Annotated in this window: 17 protein-coding genes; 2 read left to right on the plus strand and 15 right to left on the minus strand. The window is 65.8% G+C overall.

Annotated elements, in window-relative coordinates; translation table 11 throughout:
- The first annotated feature begins 288 nt into the window (after positions 1–288).
- The gene (locus P7644_RS09260) at positions 289–2,493 is read left to right on the plus strand and encodes a putative bifunctional diguanylate cyclase/phosphodiesterase (protein ID WP_404302969.1); all 2,205 of its coding nucleotides are present in this window, start codon (positions 289–291) and stop codon (positions 2,491–2,493) included.
- Positions 2,494–2,676: 183 nt separating this feature from the next.
- On the opposite strand, the gene P7644_RS09265 is transcribed toward P7644_RS09260, so the two are convergent.
- The 13 genes from P7644_RS09265 to P7644_RS09325 all read right to left on the minus strand — a co-directional run bounded on the left by P7644_RS09265 (position 2,677) and on the right by P7644_RS09325 (position 17,475).
- On the minus strand, positions 2,677–4,728 hold the full coding sequence (locus P7644_RS09265) for a DUF4238 domain-containing protein (protein ID WP_404302971.1): 2,052 nt from the start codon (positions 4,726–4,728) through the stop codon (positions 2,677–2,679).
- Between the two features lie 27 nt (positions 4,729–4,755).
- Positions 4,756–6,309: a hypothetical protein gene (locus tag P7644_RS09270; RefSeq protein WP_404302972.1), complete on the minus strand. Its 1,554-nt coding sequence runs from the start codon at positions 6,307–6,309 to the stop codon at positions 4,756–4,758.
- Between the two features lie 476 nt (positions 6,310–6,785).
- Positions 6,786–7,847, minus strand: coding sequence for an NAD(P)/FAD-dependent oxidoreductase (locus P7644_RS09275; protein WP_404302974.1), 1,062 nt, complete (start codon positions 7,845–7,847; stop codon positions 6,786–6,788).
- 15 nt (positions 7,848–7,862) lie between these two features.
- Complete coding sequence (gene fdxA / locus P7644_RS09280; RefSeq protein ID WP_404302976.1) at positions 7,863–8,186, minus strand: ferredoxin FdxA; 324 nt, start codon at positions 8,184–8,186, stop codon at positions 7,863–7,865.
- A gap of 118 nt (positions 8,187–8,304) precedes the next feature.
- Positions 8,305–9,678, minus strand: a complete 1,374-nt coding sequence (locus P7644_RS09285; RefSeq protein ID WP_404302977.1) for a sulfate adenylyltransferase subunit 1 — start codon at positions 9,676–9,678, stop codon at positions 8,305–8,307.
- A complete protein-coding gene (cysD, locus tag P7644_RS09290) occupies positions 9,678–10,622 on the minus strand; it encodes a sulfate adenylyltransferase subunit CysD (RefSeq protein ID WP_404302979.1) in 945 nt (314 codons plus the stop codon). Before cysD ends, P7644_RS09285 begins: the two co-directional genes overlap by 1 nt.
- A 20-nt stretch (positions 10,623–10,642) precedes the next feature.
- Complete coding sequence (locus tag P7644_RS09295) at positions 10,643–11,275, minus strand: phosphoadenosine phosphosulfate reductase family protein (protein ID WP_404302980.1); 633 nt, start codon at positions 11,273–11,275, stop codon at positions 10,643–10,645.
- The gene (locus tag P7644_RS09300; protein WP_404302982.1) at positions 11,272–11,667 is read right to left on the minus strand and encodes a DUF934 domain-containing protein; all 396 of its coding nucleotides are present in this window, start codon (positions 11,665–11,667) and stop codon (positions 11,272–11,274) included. Before P7644_RS09300 ends, P7644_RS09295 begins: the two co-directional genes overlap by 4 nt.
- Before the next feature lie 112 nt (positions 11,668–11,779).
- Complete coding sequence (locus P7644_RS09305; protein WP_404302984.1) at positions 11,780–13,564, minus strand: nitrite/sulfite reductase; 1,785 nt, start codon at positions 13,562–13,564, stop codon at positions 11,780–11,782.
- A gap of 9 nt (positions 13,565–13,573) precedes the next feature.
- Positions 13,574–14,377, minus strand: a complete 804-nt coding sequence (locus P7644_RS09310; RefSeq protein ID WP_404302985.1) for a sulfite exporter TauE/SafE family protein — start codon at positions 14,375–14,377, stop codon at positions 13,574–13,576.
- 131 nt (positions 14,378–14,508) lie between these two features.
- Positions 14,509–16,386, minus strand: coding sequence for an FAD-dependent 5-carboxymethylaminomethyl-2-thiouridine(34) oxidoreductase MnmC (gene mnmC, locus P7644_RS09315; protein ID WP_404302987.1), 1,878 nt, complete (start codon positions 16,384–16,386; stop codon positions 14,509–14,511).
- Positions 16,387–16,398: 12 nt separating this feature from the next.
- Complete coding sequence (locus tag P7644_RS09320; RefSeq protein ID WP_404302988.1) at positions 16,399–17,064, minus strand: trimeric intracellular cation channel family protein; 666 nt, start codon at positions 17,062–17,064, stop codon at positions 16,399–16,401.
- Positions 17,065–17,202: 138 nt separating this feature from the next.
- Positions 17,203–17,475: an oxidative damage protection protein gene (locus tag P7644_RS09325; protein WP_404302989.1), complete on the minus strand. Its 273-nt coding sequence runs from the start codon at positions 17,473–17,475 to the stop codon at positions 17,203–17,205.
- 145 nt (positions 17,476–17,620) lie between these two features.
- Between P7644_RS09325 and P7644_RS09330 the strand changes: the two genes are divergently transcribed.
- Positions 17,621–18,637 carry a sulfate ABC transporter substrate-binding protein gene (locus tag P7644_RS09330; RefSeq protein WP_404303168.1) on the plus strand — a complete coding sequence of 339 codons (1,017 nt, stop codon included), beginning with the start codon at positions 17,621–17,623 and terminating at the stop codon, positions 18,635–18,637.
- 37 nt (positions 18,638–18,674) lie between these two features.
- Here the strand turns inward: P7644_RS09330 and P7644_RS09335 are convergent, their stop codons facing one another.
- Both P7644_RS09335 and P7644_RS09340 read right to left on the minus strand, forming a co-directional pair.
- Positions 18,675–19,592, minus strand: coding sequence for a transglycosylase SLT domain-containing protein (locus tag P7644_RS09335; protein ID WP_404302990.1), 918 nt, complete (start codon positions 19,590–19,592; stop codon positions 18,675–18,677).
- 207 nt (positions 19,593–19,799) lie between these two features.
- On the minus strand, positions 19,800–21,152 hold the full coding sequence (locus P7644_RS09340; protein ID WP_404302991.1) for an MATE family efflux transporter: 1,353 nt from the start codon (positions 21,150–21,152) through the stop codon (positions 19,800–19,802).
- Positions 21,153–21,298 lie beyond the last annotated feature (146 nt).

Genomic DNA, 21,298 nt, shown 5'->3' on the forward strand with positions numbered 1-21,298 from the left:
GTGTGCATGATGCCCTGTCGTTTTTGACGATTCATGGAACCCAGTCGGGCCCTGCGGCTGTGTTGAAACCTGCTTTCCCCATGCGGTGTTGTGCAGTGTGCGGAAATCCTGGGCAACGGACGGATCATTGCCCGCAGGTGATCAGACCGATATGCTTTGGCGCGTTAGGGGCAGGCGTTTGGAACGGGTGCGATTGGAGTGCCATTCAGGTACGCTGAACAATGGCCGTGCGATGAACCCTGCGTCGTGCTTGTCTGTAGTCCACAGAACGCATCACAGGATTTTTTGATGAAATGTCCCCCCATCCTCGCGTCAGAGCGTGAACGGTTGCAGGCGTTGGCCGAATATGGCCTCAGCCATGCCCGCCCCCTGCCGAGCCTTGATCCGGTGGTGCGGATCGCGGTACGGATGTTTGGTATGCCCGTGGCATTGGTCAACATGATCGGCCACGATCATGTTTTCTTCGCAGCCTGCAATGGCCTGGATGGGGTGGACGTTGACATGGGCCGCGATGCATCCTTCTGCGCGCACACCATTGCGCAGGACGGTGTGATGGTGGTTCCCGACGCGGCGCAGGATGAGCGCTTCCACGACAACCCGCTTGTCACCGGTACGTCAGGGCTGCGCTTCTACGCGGGGGTGCCGCTGCTCTCCCCCGAAGGGCTGGCGCTTGGGGCGCTATGCATCATCGACAGCCAGCCGCACCACGACTTCTCGCACGAAGACCGCACGCGCCTGCGCGAACTGGCCCGGATGGCAGCAGACCGGCTGGAGTTGCGCCGGGTCGAAATGTCGACCGAGCAGGCCAAGCGCTCCTTCGAGGACTTCGCCCGCCATTCACCCACGGCCGTCGTGTGGTTTGACGGGCAGGGCGGCGTCGTGGCGTGGAACGACGCGGCAGCCTCGCTGTACGGGTACGGCGTTGATGATGGGGCCGGCCGTTCAGTCCTGACGCTCGTGGCGCAGCGGGATCGGCCCATGGTCCAGGATCTCATCGCGCGTGCCATGGACGCCGGTTCCGTGGACGGGATGACCATCCCCCGGGGGATGACCGGGTTGCGCAGCGATGGCTCGGAATTTCTGCTCGGCTTGTCCCTGTTCTGCTGGCGTGACAAGGGACGGCTGACGTTCAACGCGCACCTGCAGGACATGACCGCACAGCGCCGCGAGGCCGAGGAGCGGCACCGGCTCGCGAGCACCGACGTGCTCACCGGGCTCGCCAACCGCGTCTACCTGTACCGAGGGATCGAAAAGGCACTGGCCCGGCTTTGCGCCGCTACCGCGCTGATGTTCGACCTCGACGGGTTCAAGGACATCAACGACACCCTGGGCCATGCGGTGGGCGATGGCATCCTGCGCGAAGTGGCACGCCGTCTCGCACAGAATGCCCCGCCGCAGGCCCTGGTGGCGCGGATCGGTGGGGACGAGTTCGCCATCCTGCTGCCAGGCGTTGCCGACCCGGACGCAGCCCTGGCGCACGCCAACCACCTGGTCGCCCGCATTGCCGAGCCCATCGTCGTCGACGGGCACACGGTGCGGGTGGCCGCCAGTTGTGGCGTGGCGCTGGCGCCCGTCCACGCGCAAGAGGCGCTGGAACTGATCGGGCACGCCGACCTGGCCCTGTTCAAGGCCAAGAGCTACGGGCGAGGGCAGACCCATATGTTCGTCAAGGAATTGCTCCATGAAGCCGTGGCCCGCCGGCTCAACAACATCGAACTGCACCGCGCGGTGGACGATGGGGAGTTCGTGCTGTTCTACCAGCCGCAGATCCGCCTTGCGGACGGCGCACTCACGGGGGCGGAGGCGCTGCTGCGCTGGCAACACCCACAGCGCGGCCTGCTGTCGCCTGCCGCCTTCCTGCCCGCGCTGGAAGGCGGGCCGCTCGCCGCCATGGTGGGCTTCTGGGTGCTCGACGAAGCCTGTGCCCAGGCCGCGCGCTGGCGCCGCGATGGTGCCGAGGACTTCCGGATCGGCGTCAACCTGTTCGGCGCGCAATTCCGTGTCAACGACCTGGTGCAGGAAGTGGTGGCCGCCCTGCGGCGCCACGGCCTGCCGCCCGAGGCGCTGGAGTTGGAGATCACCGAGAACATCGTCCTGGACAACGACGACCTCGTGCTCGAAGCCCTGCAGCGCCTGCGCTACCTTGGTGTTGGCATCGCGTTCGATGACTTCGGCACCGGCTACGCCTCGCTGAGCCTGCTCAAGCGCTACCCGCTCAGCCGCATCAAGATCGACCGCTCCTTTGTGCAAAGCCTGCTGGAATCCGAACGCGACGCCTCGGTGGTGCGGGCCATCCTCGACCTCTCGCGCAGCTTTGGCTTCGAGACCATCGCGGAGGGTGTCGAGAATGTGTCCCAACTGCAGCGCCTGCTCGATTTCGGCTGCGAGGAAGGGCAGGGCTACCTCTTTGGCCGGCCCATTTCCGCTGAGGATTTCACGGATCTGCTCAGTATCGGCGGCGTGGCTGAGGTGGCTGCATCCCCGGGAAGGTGAGGGTGCGCTCGGGGCCGGGCTGCGTCAGGTGGAGGTTGATGGACTGGTGTCGGCCATGAGCAGACGGTGAGCACGATTGCCCGGCAGGCAGCTTCAGGCTGACAGCGGCCGTTTTGGTTTAGGCCCACAATGTCAGCTCTCGCCAGAGAAGGGCATTCAAACACACGCACCGTCTTCGTCGCATCAGACCCGTAGCATCAGACGCGTGTTCTCGAGTTTTTCGTCCGCAAGTACGTCCATCCAGATCTGCTCCGGGGCCGGCGTTGACAGGGCAATACCGAAAGACCAGAGCACCCGCTCAATGTGGCTGCCAAGGAGAATCAGATCGCTGTCTCCTACGAGGCTCTCACGGGAATCGAAGAAACGCTCCAAGTCAAGGGCAAGCAGCTCGAACCACTCGCCTAAGCTGACTGCCTGCAATGCCTCGATGCTCTTGCTCGCCTTCCACTGGTCGATCTTGCCACCAGTGGTAGCGCAGGCATTCGCTGTGGCGCAGAGCAACTGTTCAACGTGCCCAAGCGCTAGACCTAGTGCTGCGTCTACATCCCGGTGTTCAATAAAGTGGAGGCGCGCACTGGCAATCCCCTGCACGCAACCTGCCAAAGTCTGGCAGTAAAGGCCGTCGGTGGCAGCGAACTCCTCCTCTGAGACCAGTCCGATTCCTGAGAGCCGGCCACCGAAGTAGTGAGAACAGAAGAAGTGCGCGATGCGCAGCCCGATTGCCTCTAGTAGCGGCCTTTGACGTTGCAATGTCTCCTTTGGAATTCTGGATGCCACGGTGGCGTAGTACGTCGCCCGACCTGCTTGATGACGAATCAGTGCTGCTGCAGCGCGCGCCAGCGGATGGTCTTTGGTAACCAGATTGACGGCCTCCGTGGTAACAAAGAGTTGGCTAGACACCCCATGTGGAGTCTCGGTCGTGTGGCAAGTCCCCAGCTTCACAACTTGAGCGGCGTAGTCGTTCAATGCCACCCCGCGCTGACGCAATGAACGCACTATGTTGTCAGAAACCACGATGGCCTCAACTGTGCGCAAGCCCACCTGCAACTCGGGTGCGTTCATCAGATTGCGAACAGCGGCTTGCGCCTTGCTACTCTTGCGACTTGAGGGCTCGAACTTGATGGGAACCTGGACCGGCTCCTGCGCCCGGCCCTCAGTCTCTGGTGATTCGCCATCGCTGCCGCTTTTTTCGGGTGCGGCGAACGTCTGCTCCTCGACCAAACTGTCAACATACTTGGAAACCGTGCTCCCAATGAACTGCGCGGCTTCGGCTGTTTGCGCGTCAGCCTGCGAACTGATGAAAAAATCTAATGAGCACTGTGCGAAAGAGCGATTCAGCGACGCTGGATCGAGTTCTGGATTGCCGAAGCAGCCCACCAACACTTTGTCGGAGCAAACGGGCATCACAACTCCGGCGAGCTCATCGTCGCTCAGGAGTGAGTACGGCTCCATCTCCTGGAAGTTCGATGACTTGGACCCCACTGCGAGACAGTCCGGAAGCACGAAGTGGGTCGACGGTTCGGCCGCAATGATTTGCCAGTTCATAGCCTTCAGGCGTTCCACGCGAAGCGCGGGCGCCAGGTCTCTTTCCAGTGCTTTGCTGTGTCCGCTGACAATCATCTCGGGAATTTTCTCGAGCAGCATTCCGAACTGCTGCAGGACCATCGCGGCAAGGTCTGGGAACATTTGGGGAAACTTCTCTCGAGCTCGGAAGTGCACCAGTTTTGCCAGTGCGTTGCGGCCGCTCTCCGGGATAGCATCAAACTGCAGAAGAATGTCTTCTTCAATCAACTTGACCAGCATCGACTCTGACTTGAGCGTGTCAACCTCGAGCAAGGCGCGCGCGGTCTGATCACTGCGCATGGCGTCTGCAAAATGGTCCAGCATTTCAGTTGCAGCAGCCGAGAAGCTACCCCTGACGAACGCAGAACGGATTGACAGGTGGACCACCACTGCCGCGGCCACGTGCGAGTCAATGGGCCCGGCCGGGGCCTCACGCAGCGCCGCGATGGCCGGTGCCAAGACCGTGCCCTCATAGATCGTGATTTTGTCGTCGAGTGACTGCTCATCGGACGGCCCCGAGTAGAAGTCCCGCTGCGCGGCGACGCCCTCTGTCGAGGAATAGTAGGGCTCCTGTCCTTTCTTGAAGACGTACACCTGCCGCTTCTTTCCCTTGGCTACCCCAAAGCCCCTTTGCAGGGCCTGTGGGATGAAATGCTGCTTTCGACCTGCCACTGTGTGCTTCCTCCTCGTGCGAAAACTTTAGCGCCGACCCGCAGCGTGCAGGCCCGAAATGGCGCGCTTGAACAGATCGAAATCTTCTGCCAGGAAATTAGAGATTCGCTGAGCGTTTTCCTTCAATTCCTCTTCTGCATAGCGTTCTGCCGCTGTTGACCAGTGGTCAATCCCTTTCCGGTAAGCCTCGTGCAGGTACGCCGGTGAGTTCACCGGATTCAAAGGGATGTACACGCTTGGGAGCCCAAGCACCGCGTATGGACGCCTCGGGGAGTTGCCGTACACCTGCCGCTGCGCCCGCCAGAGTGACTTGAACGTCGGCTCACCGGGCTTTCCAGAGAAGAGCGCTCTGCCCACCTCTTGGGCTTCGACGTCGGTGACGGGAAACAGGGCACCAACGTAACCTCGCGCGCCGGCGAACATCATGCGAAGGCCGATTTCGTGCCAGGACCAGCAGCAATTACTCAGCACCAACGGGGCGGCGGCTGGATGGAAGCTGTGGGAGATGAAAAGCCATGGTCCATCGTGGAGCAACATCGCCATAGAGCTTGCGACCCGGCTGATGTCCTCTTCAGCTATCACGTGCTTGGCGCGATCAAGCATGTCCAACTTGGACCACGCGGTGATGGCGGTGCCCACGGGTAGAGCCAATTTGGCTACATCGTCGTCCCAGCTCACGCCATCGAGCGAGACAAACCTGGTGAACTCCGTCACCGGAAGTTTGTCCTCCGCGCGGTCATAGCCAATCGAATGCGTCTGATCCACGACAAGAGTCCTCTGGCGGCCGTCGTCATCTTCGTATTGGTATGTCACACGCGAGCCCCGCGCATCACCAGCGTGACTGGAGATGACAATCACATCCTGCGGTAGGAAGTCCATCATGTGTTGCACACGCGAAATCGTGGCGGCCCGGTGTGGCAGCAATCTGGTCAGAGTGCGGTTCTTGTTCAACGCCTTCACGATTGCATCAATCTCGCCGCTTTGCACGAGCGCTGGCTCAATCAGGAGTGCATTGCGTGCACCCCGGGCAGGCGATTGCGATGCCCACAACCCGGCGACCACACTACGGCCGAAGTCCGGGTACTGGTACATGTGCGTGGTCGGCACCTCGGGGAAGGCTATTCCCCAGGGAAATCCGCCTGTTACAAAGAGGATGGCTTTGAAGCGGCCGAGGTCGTGTCCGTCGAACCACGCCCGAGCTCTGGCGGCGACATCTGCGAGCTGCGCAGTCACATCTCCACCCGCTCCCAGTGCGTATAGCTTCTCGACCCACGCTCGATGCTCCTGCTGCGGCATCTGCTCGAACACGAAATAAGACGCGCCATAGGCGAAGGCAAGGTTGCTCGCCGTAACCTCTACGAGAGGGTCGCCGGCCTCGCAGGCTACCAGCAGGTGCGTGCCAGCCTCTACCAGCGCGTTGGGGCTGTTGCAGCCCGGAGTGATGACGAGTTCCTTGCGCTGTAGACGGGCTTGGTAGACGCCATTGCCAAGGTTTTCGGCTCCCCACAGGAGTTGCGCACGAGGGGGGCTGACATACCCCTTCAACTGACTACGGATCTCGTCGTAGCCAGCGAGTTCCATAGCGCTATCCCACCTGTGATTTATGGCTGTCGCTCCCTCCGGTTCTACATTGGCCAAGAACAGCCTCTCACATCCTGTCCGCCACACAGCATCAAGCCTGCGCGCAACTTCGTTCGTGTTGTCCGGACGGTTCATCCGAGGGCCATCGATGAGGGCTAGGTAACGACCGGACCGCGTAAACAGGCTCGACACGCGGGCAGCCAGGACCGGATCGTCTGTCATCAGCGCTGTCGACTCGAATCGGGGTGTAGTCTGCATGCCTAATTCTCGCTGTTCTATAAGAGGGAACTGCGCTGCGCAGTCGACTTCCAGGCTGCTTGCTGTCGGTCAAATTTAGCGGTCTAGTGCCCGCAATCGCTGCATCGTAGGCATTGGCAGAGGCTTTGCGTAGGGCTAGTGTGGGTCGTAACCCACCATAAACCGCGCCCGTCGATCAACTCTCGCGACGGATCGCGACCCCGCAGCCAGTGTGCCGATCACCGCACGCCCAAAAACCCCTGCAACCTCTCGCTGCTGGTCGTGTACTCCAGCGGCAGCTTGTAACCCGCCAGCCATTCGGCGGCGCCGAAGGCCGCGAGTGTCGCCTCGTGAAAGCCGCTCACGATGAGCTTGCGCTTGCCGGGGTAGGTGATGGCGTCGCCCACGGCGTAGATGCCGGGGACGCTGGTGGCCATGGTGGCGGGGTCGACCAGCAGCTGCTTGCGTTCGAGTGGCAGGCCCCAGTCGGCAATGGGCCCCAGGCGCGGTACCAGGCCCAGGCGCACGATGAGCCGGTCCAGCGGAAGTTGGCGCGGCTGGCCCTCGGGGTTGATGATCTCCAGCGCCGTGAGGCGGCCAGGCTCCTGCACGATGGCGCTGGCGACGCCGATGGCTACTTCGATGTGCCCGGCCGCGCGCAGCGCCTGCAGCTGGTCGAGCAGGGCCGGGGGGGCGTCGAATATGTCGCGCCGGTGCTGCAGCGTGATGCGGGCGGCGCGCAGGGCCACGGGGGCAGTGGCGCAGTCAACGGCCTGCTGCACGGCGGATTCGCCGCCGCCATGGATTACCACGCGCTGGCCCGCGAGGTTGGCATCGGGATCGAGCCGGTGCTGCAGCTGGGTGCCGGCAAAGGCCTCCAGCCCCGGCAGCTTGAGCGCGCGCGGCTCGAAGGCACCCACGCCGCTGGCAATGAACACGCAGCGCGCATGCACCTGCGTGCCCTGGGCCGTAGCCACCAGAAAGCCGCCCTGCGCCAGGGGCTGCACCCGGTCGACGCGCTGGCCCAGGTGCCAGGCGGGGGCAAAGGGGGTGATCTGGGCGCACAGGCGCTGCACCAGCTCGTGGCCCGTGCAGGCGCCGATGGCCGGAATGTCGTAGATGGGCTTGTCGCCGTACAGCTCGGCGCATTGGCCGCCCGCGAAGGGCAGGGCGTCGAACACCCGTGCGCGCAGGCCCTGCAGGCCGAGCTGGAAGACCTGGAACAGGCCCGCCGGGCCTGCGCCGATCACCACGGCATCGGCCTGTACCGGCGCAGGAGTGTCGGTGGCGGGAGCCTGCATCGAGGGCCGAAGCTCTCAGCGCTCCAGGTCTTTCAGCTTGCCCGGCGTGCCGTTCCACTCGTCGGCATCGGGCAGGGCGGCCTTGCGCTTGGTGATGCTCTTGAACTTGGGTGTCAGCTCGGCGTTCAGCTTGATGAAGGCCAGCTGGTCGCGGGGCAGGTCTTCCTCGGCAAAGATGGCGTTGGCCGGGCATTCGGGCACGCACACGGCGCAGTCGATGCACTCGTCGGGGTCGATGACGAGCATGTTCGGGCCTTCGCGGAAGCAGTCCACGGGGCAAACATCCACGCAATCTGTGTATTTGCACTTGATGCAGTTTTCGACAACAACGTGGGTCATTTGAATTTGTATGTATAGCTATTGGGTGTAACCCGCGATTTTAGGGCCATGGCCGCCACAAGGGTGGGGCAACCATGTCTGTGGCACGGAAACCTTGAGGTTGGTCAATGCGGTGTGGCTATTCCCGCACCAGCACGGCGCCCGCGGTCTTGTGGCTGGCGGTGTCGACCAGGATCATGGAGCCCAGCACGCGCGCCTTTGCAAACGGTGCCGCCGGCACGCTCTCCTGCAGCAGCAGCTGCACATGGCCGATGGCGTTGGGTTCGAGTTGATGGGCTTCTTCCTCGGCCAGGCTGTGGATGTTCAGGCTGTGCACCACGCGCCGCACCTTGGCCTTGACCCAGCGGTGGCCGTGCAGCGCCCAGTAAGCGCGGCCCACGACCAGGGGCTCGTCGTCCATCCAGGCGATGGTGGCGTTGATCTCGCGCTGGCCGGGCCAGGGGCTGTGCTCGGTGGGGGTGTCGAAGTCGTCCTCGACGCCAGCGGCGGCCAGCGGCGCGGCCAGGATCCAGTCGCCGCGCGAGACGTCCACCTCGCGGTCCAGCACGATGCCGGCCGATAGGCCCGCTGCCACATTGTCCGGCCGGCGCGCGTGATCGAGCACCTGGGCCACCGTGGCCTTCTGGCCGCTGGGGAAGACTTGCACGGCAGCGCCGGCTGCCAGCTGGCCTGCGGCCACGCGGCCCCAGAACACGCGCCGGCCCTGGCGGGTGTCGGACGACGAAGAAAACTTCTCCACCCACTGCACCGGGAAGGCCAGCGGCAGGGCGGTGTCAAACGGCTGGTTGGGCAGCAGCTCCAGGATTTGCAGCAGGCTCTGGCCTTCGTAGCCGCACCAGCCGGGCTGGGGTGTGACCACGTTCCAGCCCTTCAGCGCAGAGATGGGCACGGCGGCGGCGGCCTCTATGCCCGCCTCCTTGGCAAACTGCAGCAGCGCGGCGCCGATGTGCTTGAACGCCAGAGCCGGGTCGGCCACCGCGTCCAGCTTGTTCACGGCAAACACCAGCGAATGCACGCGCAGCAGGTGCACCAGCAGGCTGTGGCGGCGCGTCTGCGCCAGCAGCTGCAGCTGCGGGTTCTGCCAGTCGAGCTTGGTGGCATCGACCAGCACCACGGCGGCGTCGGCCTGCGAGGCGGCGGTGACCATGTTGCGCGTGTACTGCTCGTGGCCGGGGGCGTCGCCGATGATGAATTTGCGCGTTTCGGTGGCGAAGTAGCGATAGGCCACGTCGATGGTGATGCCCTGCTCGCGCTCGGACGTGAGGCCGTCGGTGAGCTGCGCCAGATCGACCTCGCCCGAGCGCGTCACGCCCGCCAGGTGGTCCTGCAGCACGGCGCGGCTGTCGACCAGCAGGCGGCCGATCAGCGTGCTCTTGCCGTCGTCCACGCTGCCGCAAGTGATGAAGCGCAGGACGGATATATGATCATTTTCACCGTTTGCGCTTGCTGATTGTGCGCCGTAAGCTATTGAATTAATAGTGTTCGTGTTCATCAGAAATACCCGTCTTTCTTGCGCTTTTCCATCGAGGCGTCACTGGTCTTGTCGTCCATGCGCGTGGCGCCGCGCTCGCTGACCTCGGCCGCCAGGGTCTCGATGACGATCTCAAAGGCGCTGGCGGCGGGGCTCTCGACGGGGCAGGTGCAGGTGATGTCGCCCACGGTACGAAAGCGCACCGTGCGCGTCTCGACCTGCTCGCCCTCCCTGGGCGGGGTCAGCGGCGTGACCGGCACCAGGAGCCCGCGGCGCTCGACCACCTGGCGCGGGTGCGCGTAGTAGAGCTGGGGCAGGGCGATAGCTTCGCGATCGATGTACTGCCACACGTCGAGTTCCGTCCAGTTGCTGATCGGGAACACGCGGAAATGCTCGCCCGGGGCGATGCGGGTGTTGAACAGCGTCCACAGCTCGGGGCGCTGGGCCTTCGGACTCCATTGGCCAAAGCTGTCACGGTGGCTGAAGATGCGCTCCTTGGCGCGCGCCTTTTCCTCGTCGCGGCGCGCGCCGCCGATCAGCGCGTCGAAGCGCAATTCCTCGATAGCCTCCAGCAGCGTCACCGACTGGTGTACGTTGCGGCTCTCGCCGGGGTGCGCCAGACGCACCGTGCCGCGCGCCATGGAGTCTTCCACGCTGCGCACGATGAGTTCGGCGCCCAGCTCCTGGGCGCGCAAGTCGCGGAAGTCGGTCACCTCGGGGAAGTTGTGGCCGGTGTCGATCATCAGCAGCGGGTAGGGGATGCGGCCTGCGCCAAACGCCTTCTCGGCGCACTTGAGCATGACCAGCGAATCCTTGCCGCCCGAGAACAGCAGCGCCGGGCGCTCGAAGGCGGCGGCCACTTCGCGCAGGATGAAGATGGTCTCTTCTTCCAGCGCGTCCAGGTGGCGGTTGCTCAGGTGGTGGGTGGCGGATTGCAGCACGGCGGTATCGGTACGGGCGTTCATGGTGAATTCAGGCGTTCATTTCAATGGGCCAGGTGCAGGCCGCATTCGCGCTGCTCTTCGCCCTTGGTCGGGTCCACGTAGTCGAAGTTGTTGGGCAGGCCGTGGGCCACGCAGTATTCGTGCAGGTCCTTGGACGACCAGTGCAGCAGGGGCGCCACCTTGATCAGGCCGTCGGGGTTGATGCTCACCGGCGCCATTTGCGCGCGCAAGGCGCTGTCGCTGGCACGCAGGGCGGTGAACCAGACCTGGGGCGCGGTTTCGCGCAGGGCGCGGGCGAAGGGTTCGAGCTTCACCTCCTGCGTGAAGGCGGCGTGGCGCGGGTCATCCAGCGCTGGCGTGGGGCCATCGACGGCTTCGCGATGGGCACGCGAGCGCAGCGGCAGGTAGATGCGCAGATTCAGGCCCAGCTGTTTCGTCACCGCGTCGGCGTAGCGGTAGGTGGCCTCGGTGTTGTAGCCGTTGTCCATCCACACCACCGGCACATCGGGCTGCACGCGTGTCACCAGGTGCAGGATCACGGTCTCGAAGGGCCGAAAGTTCGTGGTGACGATGGCCTTCTTGCCCAGGCCCAGCGCCCACTGCACCAGGGCGGGCGCGTCGTGGCCCAGCTCAGCGTTGATGCGCGCCAGGTCAAGGCTGTGCGTGCTGCTCATGCGGCCTCCCGGGCGAACAGCGGGCGGGGTTCGAGCACGTCGCCCTGGTAGAAGGCGGCAAAGCGCTCGAACTGGCGCTCGGCCGCGGCAGGGTCCACGCCCTCGGCCAGCACGGCGCTCGTGAAGCCGCTGCGCTGCATGTGCACCAGCTGGTCGATGAGCACGTCGCCCGTGGCGCGGATGTCGCCGGTGAATTTGTAGCGCCGGCGCAGCAGCAGGGCCTGGCTGTAGGCGCGGCCGTCGGTGAACTTAGGAAACTCCAGCTCCAGGCGCGCCACGCCCTCCAGCGCACCGCTGGCGGCCAGTTCGGCCAGGTCGGCGTCGTTGGCGATTTTCAAGGTCTTTTCGACATTTACGCTTGCTGGTATTGCGTTGGCAGCTATTATTTTCATAGTTTCAGTTTCTTCGGTTTTTGCTCCTTCCCCCTCTGGGGGAAGGCGGGGATGGGGGCTGGCGGTGCTGGCCCCCACCCCACCCCTCCCCCAGCGGGGGAGGGAGCGTGAGTCATTCGGCGGTGGCTTCTTCCTTGGCGTGGCGGGCGCTGTTGGCCGCCGCCTTGAAGGGCTCGTGGCCGAGGCGGCGCAGGGCGTCGATGAAGAATTCGCCCGGCTGGCGCAGGGCGCGGAAGGTGTCCAGCAAGGCTTCGAGCACGTCCGGCACCTCGGCGGCGGTGAAGGCCGGGCCCACTACCTTGCCGCCAATGGCCGGGCCCGAGAGCCGGCTGCCGTCGGCGCCGCCCAGGGTGATCTGGTACCACTCCTTGCCGTCCTTGTCCACGCCCAGGATGCCGATATGGCCGCTGTGGTGGTGGCCGCAGCTGTTGATGCAGCCGCTCATGTGCAGGTCGATGGGGCCGATGTCGAACAGCTCGTCCAGGTCCTGGTAGCGTTCGGTGACCGCGTGGGCGATGTGCAGCGAGCGCGCATTGGCCAGCGAGCAGAAGTCGCCGCCGGGGCAGGCGATCATGTCGGTCAAGAGGCCGATATTGGGCTGCGCCAGGCCGAGCTTGCGCGCCGCCTCGTACAGCGCCGGCAGGTCGCTCTCGAACACCCAGGGCAGGAGCAGGTTTTGCTCGTGCGTCAGGCGCGCTTCAAAGGCGGAGAACTGTTCGGCCAGCTGCGCCAGGGCCTCCAGGGTGTCCGCGTCGGCATCGCCGGGGGCAAAGCCCGGGCGCTTGAATGACAGGGTCACGGTCTTCAGGTTGGCCAGCTTGTGGCCGCGCACGTTCTGCTTGAGCCAGCGCTGGTAGAGCTGGCCCTGGGGATCGACCTTGGCTTGCAGGTTCGCCGGTTTCAGTTGCGGCACCACGAAGTGGCTGGAGACGCGGTCGAACTCGGCCTGGGTGATGCGGTGCGGTGCGCCGTCCTGCTCCACGATGGCCAGGTATTCCTTTTCCACCGCGTCAATGAAGGCCTGGCCCTCGCTCTTCACCAGGATCTTGATGCGCGCCTTCCACTTGTTGTCGCGCCGGCCGTAGCCGTTGTACACGCGCACGATGGCCTCGATGTAGTTGAGCAGTTCGGCCCAGGGCAGGAACTCGCGCACCACGCTGCCGATGATGGGCGTGCGCCCCATGCCGCCGCCCACCTTCACGGTAAAGCCGACTTCGCCCTCGTCGTTCTTCAGGCCTTGCAGGCCGATGTCGTACCAGCCGGTGGCGGCGCGGTCTTCCTTGGCGCCGTTGAAGGCGATCTTGAACTTGCGCGGCAGGTAGGAGAACTCGGGGTGCAGCGAGCTCCACTGGCGCGTGATCTCGGCAAAGGGGCGGCAATCGACGATGCTGTCCTCGGCAATGCCTTCGAGCGCATCGCAGGTGATGTTGCGGATGTCGTTGCCGCTGGTCTGGATGCCGTGCATGTGCACGCTGGCGAGCAAATCCATCACGTCGGCCGCGCGGGTGATGGGAATCCAGTTGAACTGCACATTGGTGCGCGTGGTGAAGTGACCATAGCCGTACTTGAGCGGCGGCGCCGCCAGGGTCTGGCCGGGCTGGGAGGCTTCGAGCGCGTCCTGCGTGGCCTGGGCGCTGGCCAGCAGCTCGGGGTCGGGACGGTCAAACTCGCGCGCAATGTGGGCCAGGGTACGCAGCTGCAGGCTGCTGATCTCGCCATAGGGCACGGAAATGCGCGCCATGGGGGCGTAGCGCTGGATGTACCAGCCGTTTTGCAGGCGCAGGGGCAGCAGCTGCTCGTCGGTCAGCTCGCCGCGCTGCCAGCGCTCGAGCTGGTCGCGGAACTGCTGGGCGCGCAGCTTGACGAATTGCTTGTCGAAGTCGGTGTATTGGTACATGGTGGGGAGTCAGACGAGAACGAGTTTTGCGCCGGCCCAGGCGAGCAGCACGGAGAGGATGGAACGGATCAGGCGCTCGGGCGTGCGGCTGACCAGGCGCGAGCCCAGCCAGATGCCGGGCAGCGAGCCCATCAGCAGCTGCGCCAAGAGCGGCCAATCGACCGAGCCCAGGGACGCATGGCCCAGGCCTGCCACCAGCGTCAGCGGCACGGCATAGGCAATGTCGGCGGCGACGATGCGCGGCAGCGGCAGGTGCGGGAACACCAGCAGCAGCACCGATACGCCAATCGCGCCCGCGCCCACCGAGGTGAAGGTGACCAGCAGGCCAATCACCGCGCCCAGCAGCACCGGCAGGCTCCAGTGGCGCGGGGCGGTGGCGTGGGCAAACTGGGCGCTGCGGCGTGCGGCCTCGGCGCGGGCGCGCTCGGGCGAGAACACCAGCACCTTGTAGAAGGTGGCCACCGCCGTGAGCAGCAGGGCCACGCCCAGGGTGCTGGTCATCAGGCGCTGGGCGGCGGCGCTCTCCGGCCCCAGGTGGCGCAGCGCCCACAGCGCGGCCAAGGCGGCGGGAATGCTGCCGGCGCACAGCAGGCCCACCACGCGCCAGGGCACCAGGCGCTGGCGCGCCAGGCTGACGGTGCCGCCCAATTTGGTGAAGGCGGCAAACAGCAGGTCCGTGCCCACGGCCAGGTAGGGCTTGACGCCGAAGAAGAAGATCAGGATGGGCGTCATCAGCGAGCCGCCGCCCACGCCGGTCAGCCCCACGATGAGGCCGACGGCGAAACCAGCAAGGATGAACGCGAAATCGGGCATGGCCGCGACTGTAGAAGCGCGGCTTATGGGATCAAACTATTGTTTTGTGCTTCCCTTATGCGAATAAGCATATGCGCCAATGCTGGCGCGGCTTGGGCGGCATTCGGCGGGGAGGTGGCTATCTGTGCGCGCTACAGCCGTTCGCAGCCCATGGCCTGGGCCAGCTTGGCCTCCACCGGCAGGGGCTCGCCCATCAGGCGTGCGGCCAGCAGTTCGGCGCACAGCATGGCGCGCGTGAGGCCGCGCGCCCCCATGGCGGTGCTGACCCAAAGCCCGGGCAGGGTGGCGGGCGCCACCGGGCCGACGATGGGCATGCGGTCGTGCGCCGTACAGCGCACGCCGGCCCAGGCGCGCAGGTCCTGGCCGCCCTCGAAGGCTGGCCGCAGCGTGGGCGCGGCGCCCGGCACCAGGGCCTGCAGGCGCTGCCAGTTGTGGGCATGGGCGGCGGCCTGCTCTTCGGTCGTCATGGGCAGGCGTTGCACGTCGCGCTCGAAGGTCGCGCCCATATGCCAGGCCAGGCCGCCTTCGCAGGGCACATGGGCCATCAGCGCGCCGCCGCCGTTCACGGCAAAGGGCGGCAGGCCCTCTGCCGGCGCCGGCTGCAGGCCCCAGGACATCTGGCCGCGCACCGGCTGCAGCGGCAGTTGCGGGCCCTGCAGCGGCGCCAGCAGGTCGTTGCAGGCAGGGCCGGCGGCCAAGACCACCAACTCGGCCTCGGCCAGCGGCGCGCTGGCGCTGCCAAAAGCCTGCCACAGCCCGGTGCTGCTGCGCACCAGCCGGGCCACGGCGCTGTTCGGGCGCCAGGCGATGCCGGGCTGTTCCAGCAGCCGGGCGATGAAGCGCGCCGGCCGCACCCAGCCGGCGCGCGCGTGCCAGCAGGCGCTGGCGTTCTCTGGCAGGCCGGCGGCGGCCAGGCTCTCGGCGTCGGCCGGGCGGCTCCAGTCCAGCCCCGGGCCGCTGGACCAGTCGGCCGGCAGGCCCAGCTGAGCGGGCGGGCGGCGCTCCAGCACGCCGGCCGGGCTCCAGTCCACGCCCGCCTGCAGTAGCGCGCCCGCCTGCTGCAGCATGGCGCGCACGCCGGCGCGCGAGACGCGGGCAAACAGGTTGTCGTCGGGCGACAGGTGCGGCGCGAACAGCCCCGCCGGCAGGCCCGAGGCGCCGGCGGCGGGCGTGGCCCCGGCGTCCAGCACCGTCACCTGCCAGCCGCGGCGCGCCAGGCTGGCCGCGGCCGTGGCACCGGCCAGGCCGGCGCCCAGCACCAGGCAGCGCGCCGGCTGCGTGAATTCGGGGGGGCGGCGGCGGCTGCGCGGCTGCCAGCGCGGGTCGAAGCGGGCCTGCAGGTTGTCGCGCTTGGGCGGCAGGCCTGCCACCTTCTGGACCACGAAGCCGCATTGCGTGAGCGCGTCGCGCACGCCGCGCGCCACCGTCCAGGTGGCCAGGCGCGTGCCGCGGCGGCAGTGGCGCGCCATGGCCTTCAGGGTTTCAAGACTCCAGAGGTCGGGGTTGCGCTCGGGGCTGAAGCCGTCCAGAAAGACGGAATCCACCTCCCACAGCTGCTGGCGCAGCAGTGCCTGAGCCTGGCCCACGCACAGCGTCAGCAGCACGCGCCCGCCGTCGAAGCACAGGCGGTGCACGCCGGGCAGCAGGCCCCAGTATTGGGCGTGCAGCTCCCGGGCCAGCTCCTGCAGCTCGGGGTGGCGCGCTGCGGCACGCAGCAGATCGTCGCTTGAGACCGGCCAGGCTTCCAGCGAGACGAAGTGCAGCAGCCGCGGGCGGGCCGGGTCGGCGCGCCAGGCGGACCAGGCGGCCAGGAAGTTCAGGCCGAAGCCAAAGCCCGTCTCCAGGATGCGCCATTGCGGGGCGCCGGCCCAGGCGGCAGGCAGGCCGCAGCCACGCAGAAAGACATCCTGCGCCTGGGCCAGACCCTGCTCGCCGTGGTAGCGATCGTCAAAACGGGTGCTGTAGGGGGTGCCGTCGGGCAGCCAGGAGATGGTTTGGGATTCAGGCATGGTGCAGGCTTGTCATTCCCAGCGCTGCTGGTAGGAAAACACGGGTAGGCTCCAGCGAAAGCGTATCGCCGCCAGCCGCAGCGCCAGGCCGCCGACGAAGCAGACGGCGGTGTTCAGGTTGTGGTTGACCTCCCAGGCGCGCAGTGCCAGGAACAGCAGGCACACCGCCAGGGACACGCTGGCATAAAGCTCGCGCCGGAACACCACGGGCACCTGGTTGCACAGCACGTCGCGCAAGATGCCGCCGCTGATGCCGGTGATCATGCCGGCCATGACCACCACCACCTTGGGGTAGCCCAGTTCCAGCGCCACGCTGCAGCCGATCAGCGAAAACGCGATCAGCCCCAGGGCATCCAGCAGCAAAAACACCTGTTTCAGATGGATCATGAAGCGCGCCACCACCGTGGTCAGCAGGCCGGCCGCGATCACCAGGTACACGTATTCGGGGTGCTGTGTCCAGCCCAGCGGGTAATGGCCCAGCACCATGTCGCGAATCGTGCCCCCGCCCAGGGCGGTGACGAAGGCGATCACCGTCACGCCAAAGATGTCCATGTTGCGCCGCCCTGCGGCCAACGCGCCGGACATGGCCTCGGCGGTGATGGCCAGCAGGTAGATCACCAGCATCACGCTGATCTGCGAGGCCTGGAATGATTCCAGCAGGGAGGCCGATGGAAGCACGAAGAGACTCCGGCAAAAGCAATAAGGCCCCGGCTGCCGGGCGCACCGTGCAGCATTGGGGCAAATGGCAACAAGGCTTATCCCGCGCGTCGCGGCATAAGCCTTGGGTTGCAGCGTTCGGTGAACTGGCCGGCGTGCTTACGCGCTCGGCGGCACGTAGCCTGCCGCGGCGTCTGCGCCGCTGCCGAAGAAGTGGTTTTCCATCTGGCGCGCCAGGTATTGGCGCGCGCGGGCGTCGGCCAGGTTCAGGCGGTTTTCGTTGACCAGCATGGTCTGGTGCTTGAGCCAGTCGCCCCAGGCCTGCTTGCTCACGTTGTCAAAGATGCGCTTGCCCAGTTCGCCCGGGTAGGGTGGGAAATCGAGGCCTGGAGCTTCCTTGCCGAGCTTGATGCAGTGGACGGTGCGTGCCATGTGAGAGGTTCCTTGCGGTGATTTAAGATGTTTTTGGAATAACAAACTAAAATTTTATTTGTTTTAGTTTTGATGCGTGGCTTTCAGAATGCACTGCATCGGCGGCTTGCGCCGAAGAACATTGCAACGAAAGCCCCTTATGAAGATTCAGAATCGGCGCAACTTTATCAAGTTTCCCTTTGCCGCAGCCCTGAGTGCGGCCATGTCCCTGCCGGTTTTGCCAGCCTTCGCGCAGACGGTGCAGTTTCTCAATGTCTCCTACGACCCGACCCGGGAGCTGTATGCCGAGTACAACCAGGCGTTCGCCCGGCACTGGAAGGCCAAGACGGGCCAGGACGTGCAGTTCAAGCAGTCCCATGGCGGCTCGGGCAAGCAGGCGCGTTCCATCATCGATGGCATCGACGCCGATGTGGCCACGCTGGCCCTGGGCGGCGACGTGGATGCACTGGCCCGGCACGGCCTGCTGGCGGCCGACTGGCAAAGGCGCCTGCCGCACAACTCGGCGCCCTATACCTCGACCATCGTGTTCCTGGTGAAGAAGGGCAACCCCAAGGGGGTGAAGGACTGGGACGATCTGCTCATGCCTGGCATGCAGGTGATCACGCCCAACCCCAAGACCAGCGGTGGCGCACGCTGGAACTACCTGGCCGCGTGGGAGTTCGCCAAGCGCAAGTACGGCGGTGACGCGCAGGCCAAGGACTTCGTCGCCAGGCTCTACAGGAACGTGCCCGTGCTCGACACCGGCGCGCGCGGCTCCACCATTACCTTTGTGCAGCGCGGCGTGGGCGATGTGCTGCTGGCCTGGGAGAACGAGGCCTTTCTCGTGCTCAAGGAGTTCGGCAAGGACAGGTTCGAGATCGTGGTGCCGTCGCTGTCCATCCTGGCCGAACCCACGGTGGCCGTGGTGGACAAGGTGGTCGATAAAAAGGGCAGCCGCGCGCTGGCCGAGGAATACCTCAGATACCTGTACTCCGACGAGGGCCAGGAGATCGCGGGCCGCCACTATTACCGTCTCACGAGCGAGAAGGCCAGGGCCAGGTTCGACGCACAGTTTCCCAGGCTCACGCTGGTGAGCATAGACCAGGCCTTCGGCGGGTGGAGCCGGGCAGGCAGGGAGCACTTTGCCGATGGTGCGAGCTTCGACCAGATCTACAGCAAGTGAGAACCCCTGGGCGACAGGGCTGCTGGTCTGCAAGGGGCTATCGGGGCTGCAGCGTCAGCCGAATGCGCTCAAGCGCCGGCGAGGGCTGCGTCACGCTGCGGTCGAACGGGTGTGCGCCAGCGCCGAAGGCCTTCAGGATGCGCTGCACGTAGGCGCGTGTTTCCAGGTAGGGCGGCACGCCGCGGTAGCGCTCGACCTTGCCCTCGCCGGCGTTGTAGGCCGCAGCCACCAGGGCCAGGTCGCCCTCGAAGTAGGCCAGCAGCCAGCGCAGGTAGGCCAGGCCGCCGCGGATGTTCTGCGCCGGGTCGTAGGGATTGCGGACATGAAAGCGCTCGCTGGTCTCGGGAATCAGCTGCATCAGGCCCTGCGCGTTCTTGGGCGACAGCGCCTGGGGGTTGAAGTTGGATTCGGCGGCAATGATGGCCAGCGCCAGCTGCGGCTCGACCTGGTACTGTGGCGCCATCTTGTGCACCAGATCCAGGATCTTGCGCGGTGCCGTCAGCTGGTAGTCCACGCCGGGCCGGGGCGCCTCGACCGGCGCCAGCGGCGGCGGTGCTGGCGGCGGCGGGCGCATGCACTCGGGCACCTCTCCTGTAGCGCCGCCGACGACCTGCAGCATGCGCGCGGCCACCTCCAGTCCCTGCTCGGCGGCGGCCTGGAAGAAGAAGGCCGCAGTCCCGTCGTCGCGCGCCACGCCGCGCCCATGGGCGTACATCCATCCCAGGTGGTACTGGGCCATCATGTCCCCGAGCCTGGCGCTTTGGCAATACAGGTCGGCGGCCCGCTGCGTATCGCGCGCCACGCCTTCGGCATGCTCATAGGCGATGGCCTGCTCGCGCAGGCTGACGGCCAGCGCGTTGCCGCTTTCGCCAGGCTGCGCCTGCGCCAGGTCCCAGCTAACGGCGCAGCACAATGCCAGCGACAGCGGCGCAAGAGTCGATAGGCTCGAACGCATGGGTTTGAGTATGCGCGTCTTTGCGGCTGTTGTGATGTCGGCACGGGACACGCCGGCCGTGCACGCCCTGCGCCGGGGTCCGGCAAAATATGCATGAAAAACGCTTTATTCCCTTTTAAATAAAGCGTTAAAAGCTGCAAAAAAAATAGCGAGATAAATGCCTTCATGCCGATCTTGCGGATGACTGGGCATCTCTCGCAACACCTTTCAAACCCGCTTGTCCCGGCCATGCAGGCGCAGCACGCCCAGCAGCAGGGCGGTGAAGAGCAGGGCCGTCAGCGCCAGGGCTGCCGCGCTTGCGGCCCAGAACGGGGCCGGGGAGTGCAGCGGCCCCCAGCCGGCCCAGCCCTGATAGGCCAGCCTATAGCCGCCATACAGGCCCACGCCCCACAGCAGCACGCCGTAGACCAGCAGGGGCGCGAGGGTGATGCGGTAGCTGCGCAGCACAAAGATGCACAGCGTCTGCAGGGCATCGGCCACATGGTAGGCGGCCACCCACGCGAGCAGCGAGGCCGCCAGTGCGAGCACCTCGTCATGGGTCGAATACAGACTGGCCATGGGTCGTCGAGCTATAAAAATAATAGCTGCTAACGAAAACCCCATAAGCGCTGCAAGCCAAAATCCCTTTAATGCCGTGGCGCCCGCCCGATGCTCGTCGCCGGCGCCGCGCCAGTAGCTCACACGCGCGCTGGTGGCAATGGCCAGAGACAGCGGCACCATGTAGAGCACGGCGGCCAGGTTGGCGGCGATCTGGTGCGCGGCCGAGGCCAGCGCCCCCTGGCGCGCGATGAATAGCGCCATGAGCGTGAACGAGGTGACTTCCACCAGGATCGACAGGCCCGCAGGCAGGCCCAGGCGCAGAAAGCGTGCGATCTGCGCACCATCGGGCCGCTCCAGCGCACGCCACAGCTGCAGCGGCGCATACATGGGGTGGCTGCGCAGCATCTTCCAGCCGACCAGCAGCAGGACGTAGTTCACCACCAGCGTGGCCCAGGCGCAGCCCGCCACGCCCTGGGGCGGCAGGCCCGCGCCGCCAAAGGTGAACCAGATCGACAGCGGCAGCTTGAGTGCCAGCGAGCCCACCTGCAGCCAGGTGACCAGCTGGGGGTGGCCCAGTGCCTGGTTCAGCGTGCTGTAGATGCGAAACAGCAGCGCCGGCGGCAGGCCGAAGGCCAGGATGGCCAGATAGGCGCGCACCTCGCCGCGCAACTCGGGGGGCACCTCGGTCCAGCGCAGGATGGGTTCGGGCGAGAGCAGCAGCGCCATGCCGAGCACGCTGGCCACGGCCCACAGGTACAGCGACTGGCGCACGCTGGCGCCCATGGCGGCCGGCGCCTTGGCGCCGCGCTGCTCGGCCCAGACGGGCATCAGCGCCTGCAGCATGCCCATCAGCGCCACGTACACGCTGACGAACACGGCCGAGCCTATGGACAGCGCGGCCAGTGCCTCTTGCGCATAGCGGCCGGCGACGATGGTGTCCGTGACGCCAAAGGCCATCACGGCCAACTGCCCGGCCAGCACGGTGAGCGCGTGGCGCGTGATGGTGGACAGCTCGGACATCAGAGGCTGAGAGTTTTTCCCTCGTGCCCGAAAGGTGCGTTAAAACGCACCCGATCGAGGCGCAAAGCACAGCCATAGCTCGGGCTATGGCGAGCATTTGCAACGATGAGTGGGGGTGTTTTGGCGTGCAAGGCGGGCATGGGGGA

This window comes from Alicycliphilus denitrificans (assembly GCF_044792555.1).
Lineage (GTDB): Bacteria > Pseudomonadota > Gammaproteobacteria > Burkholderiales > Burkholderiaceae_C > Alicycliphilus > Alicycliphilus denitrificans_A.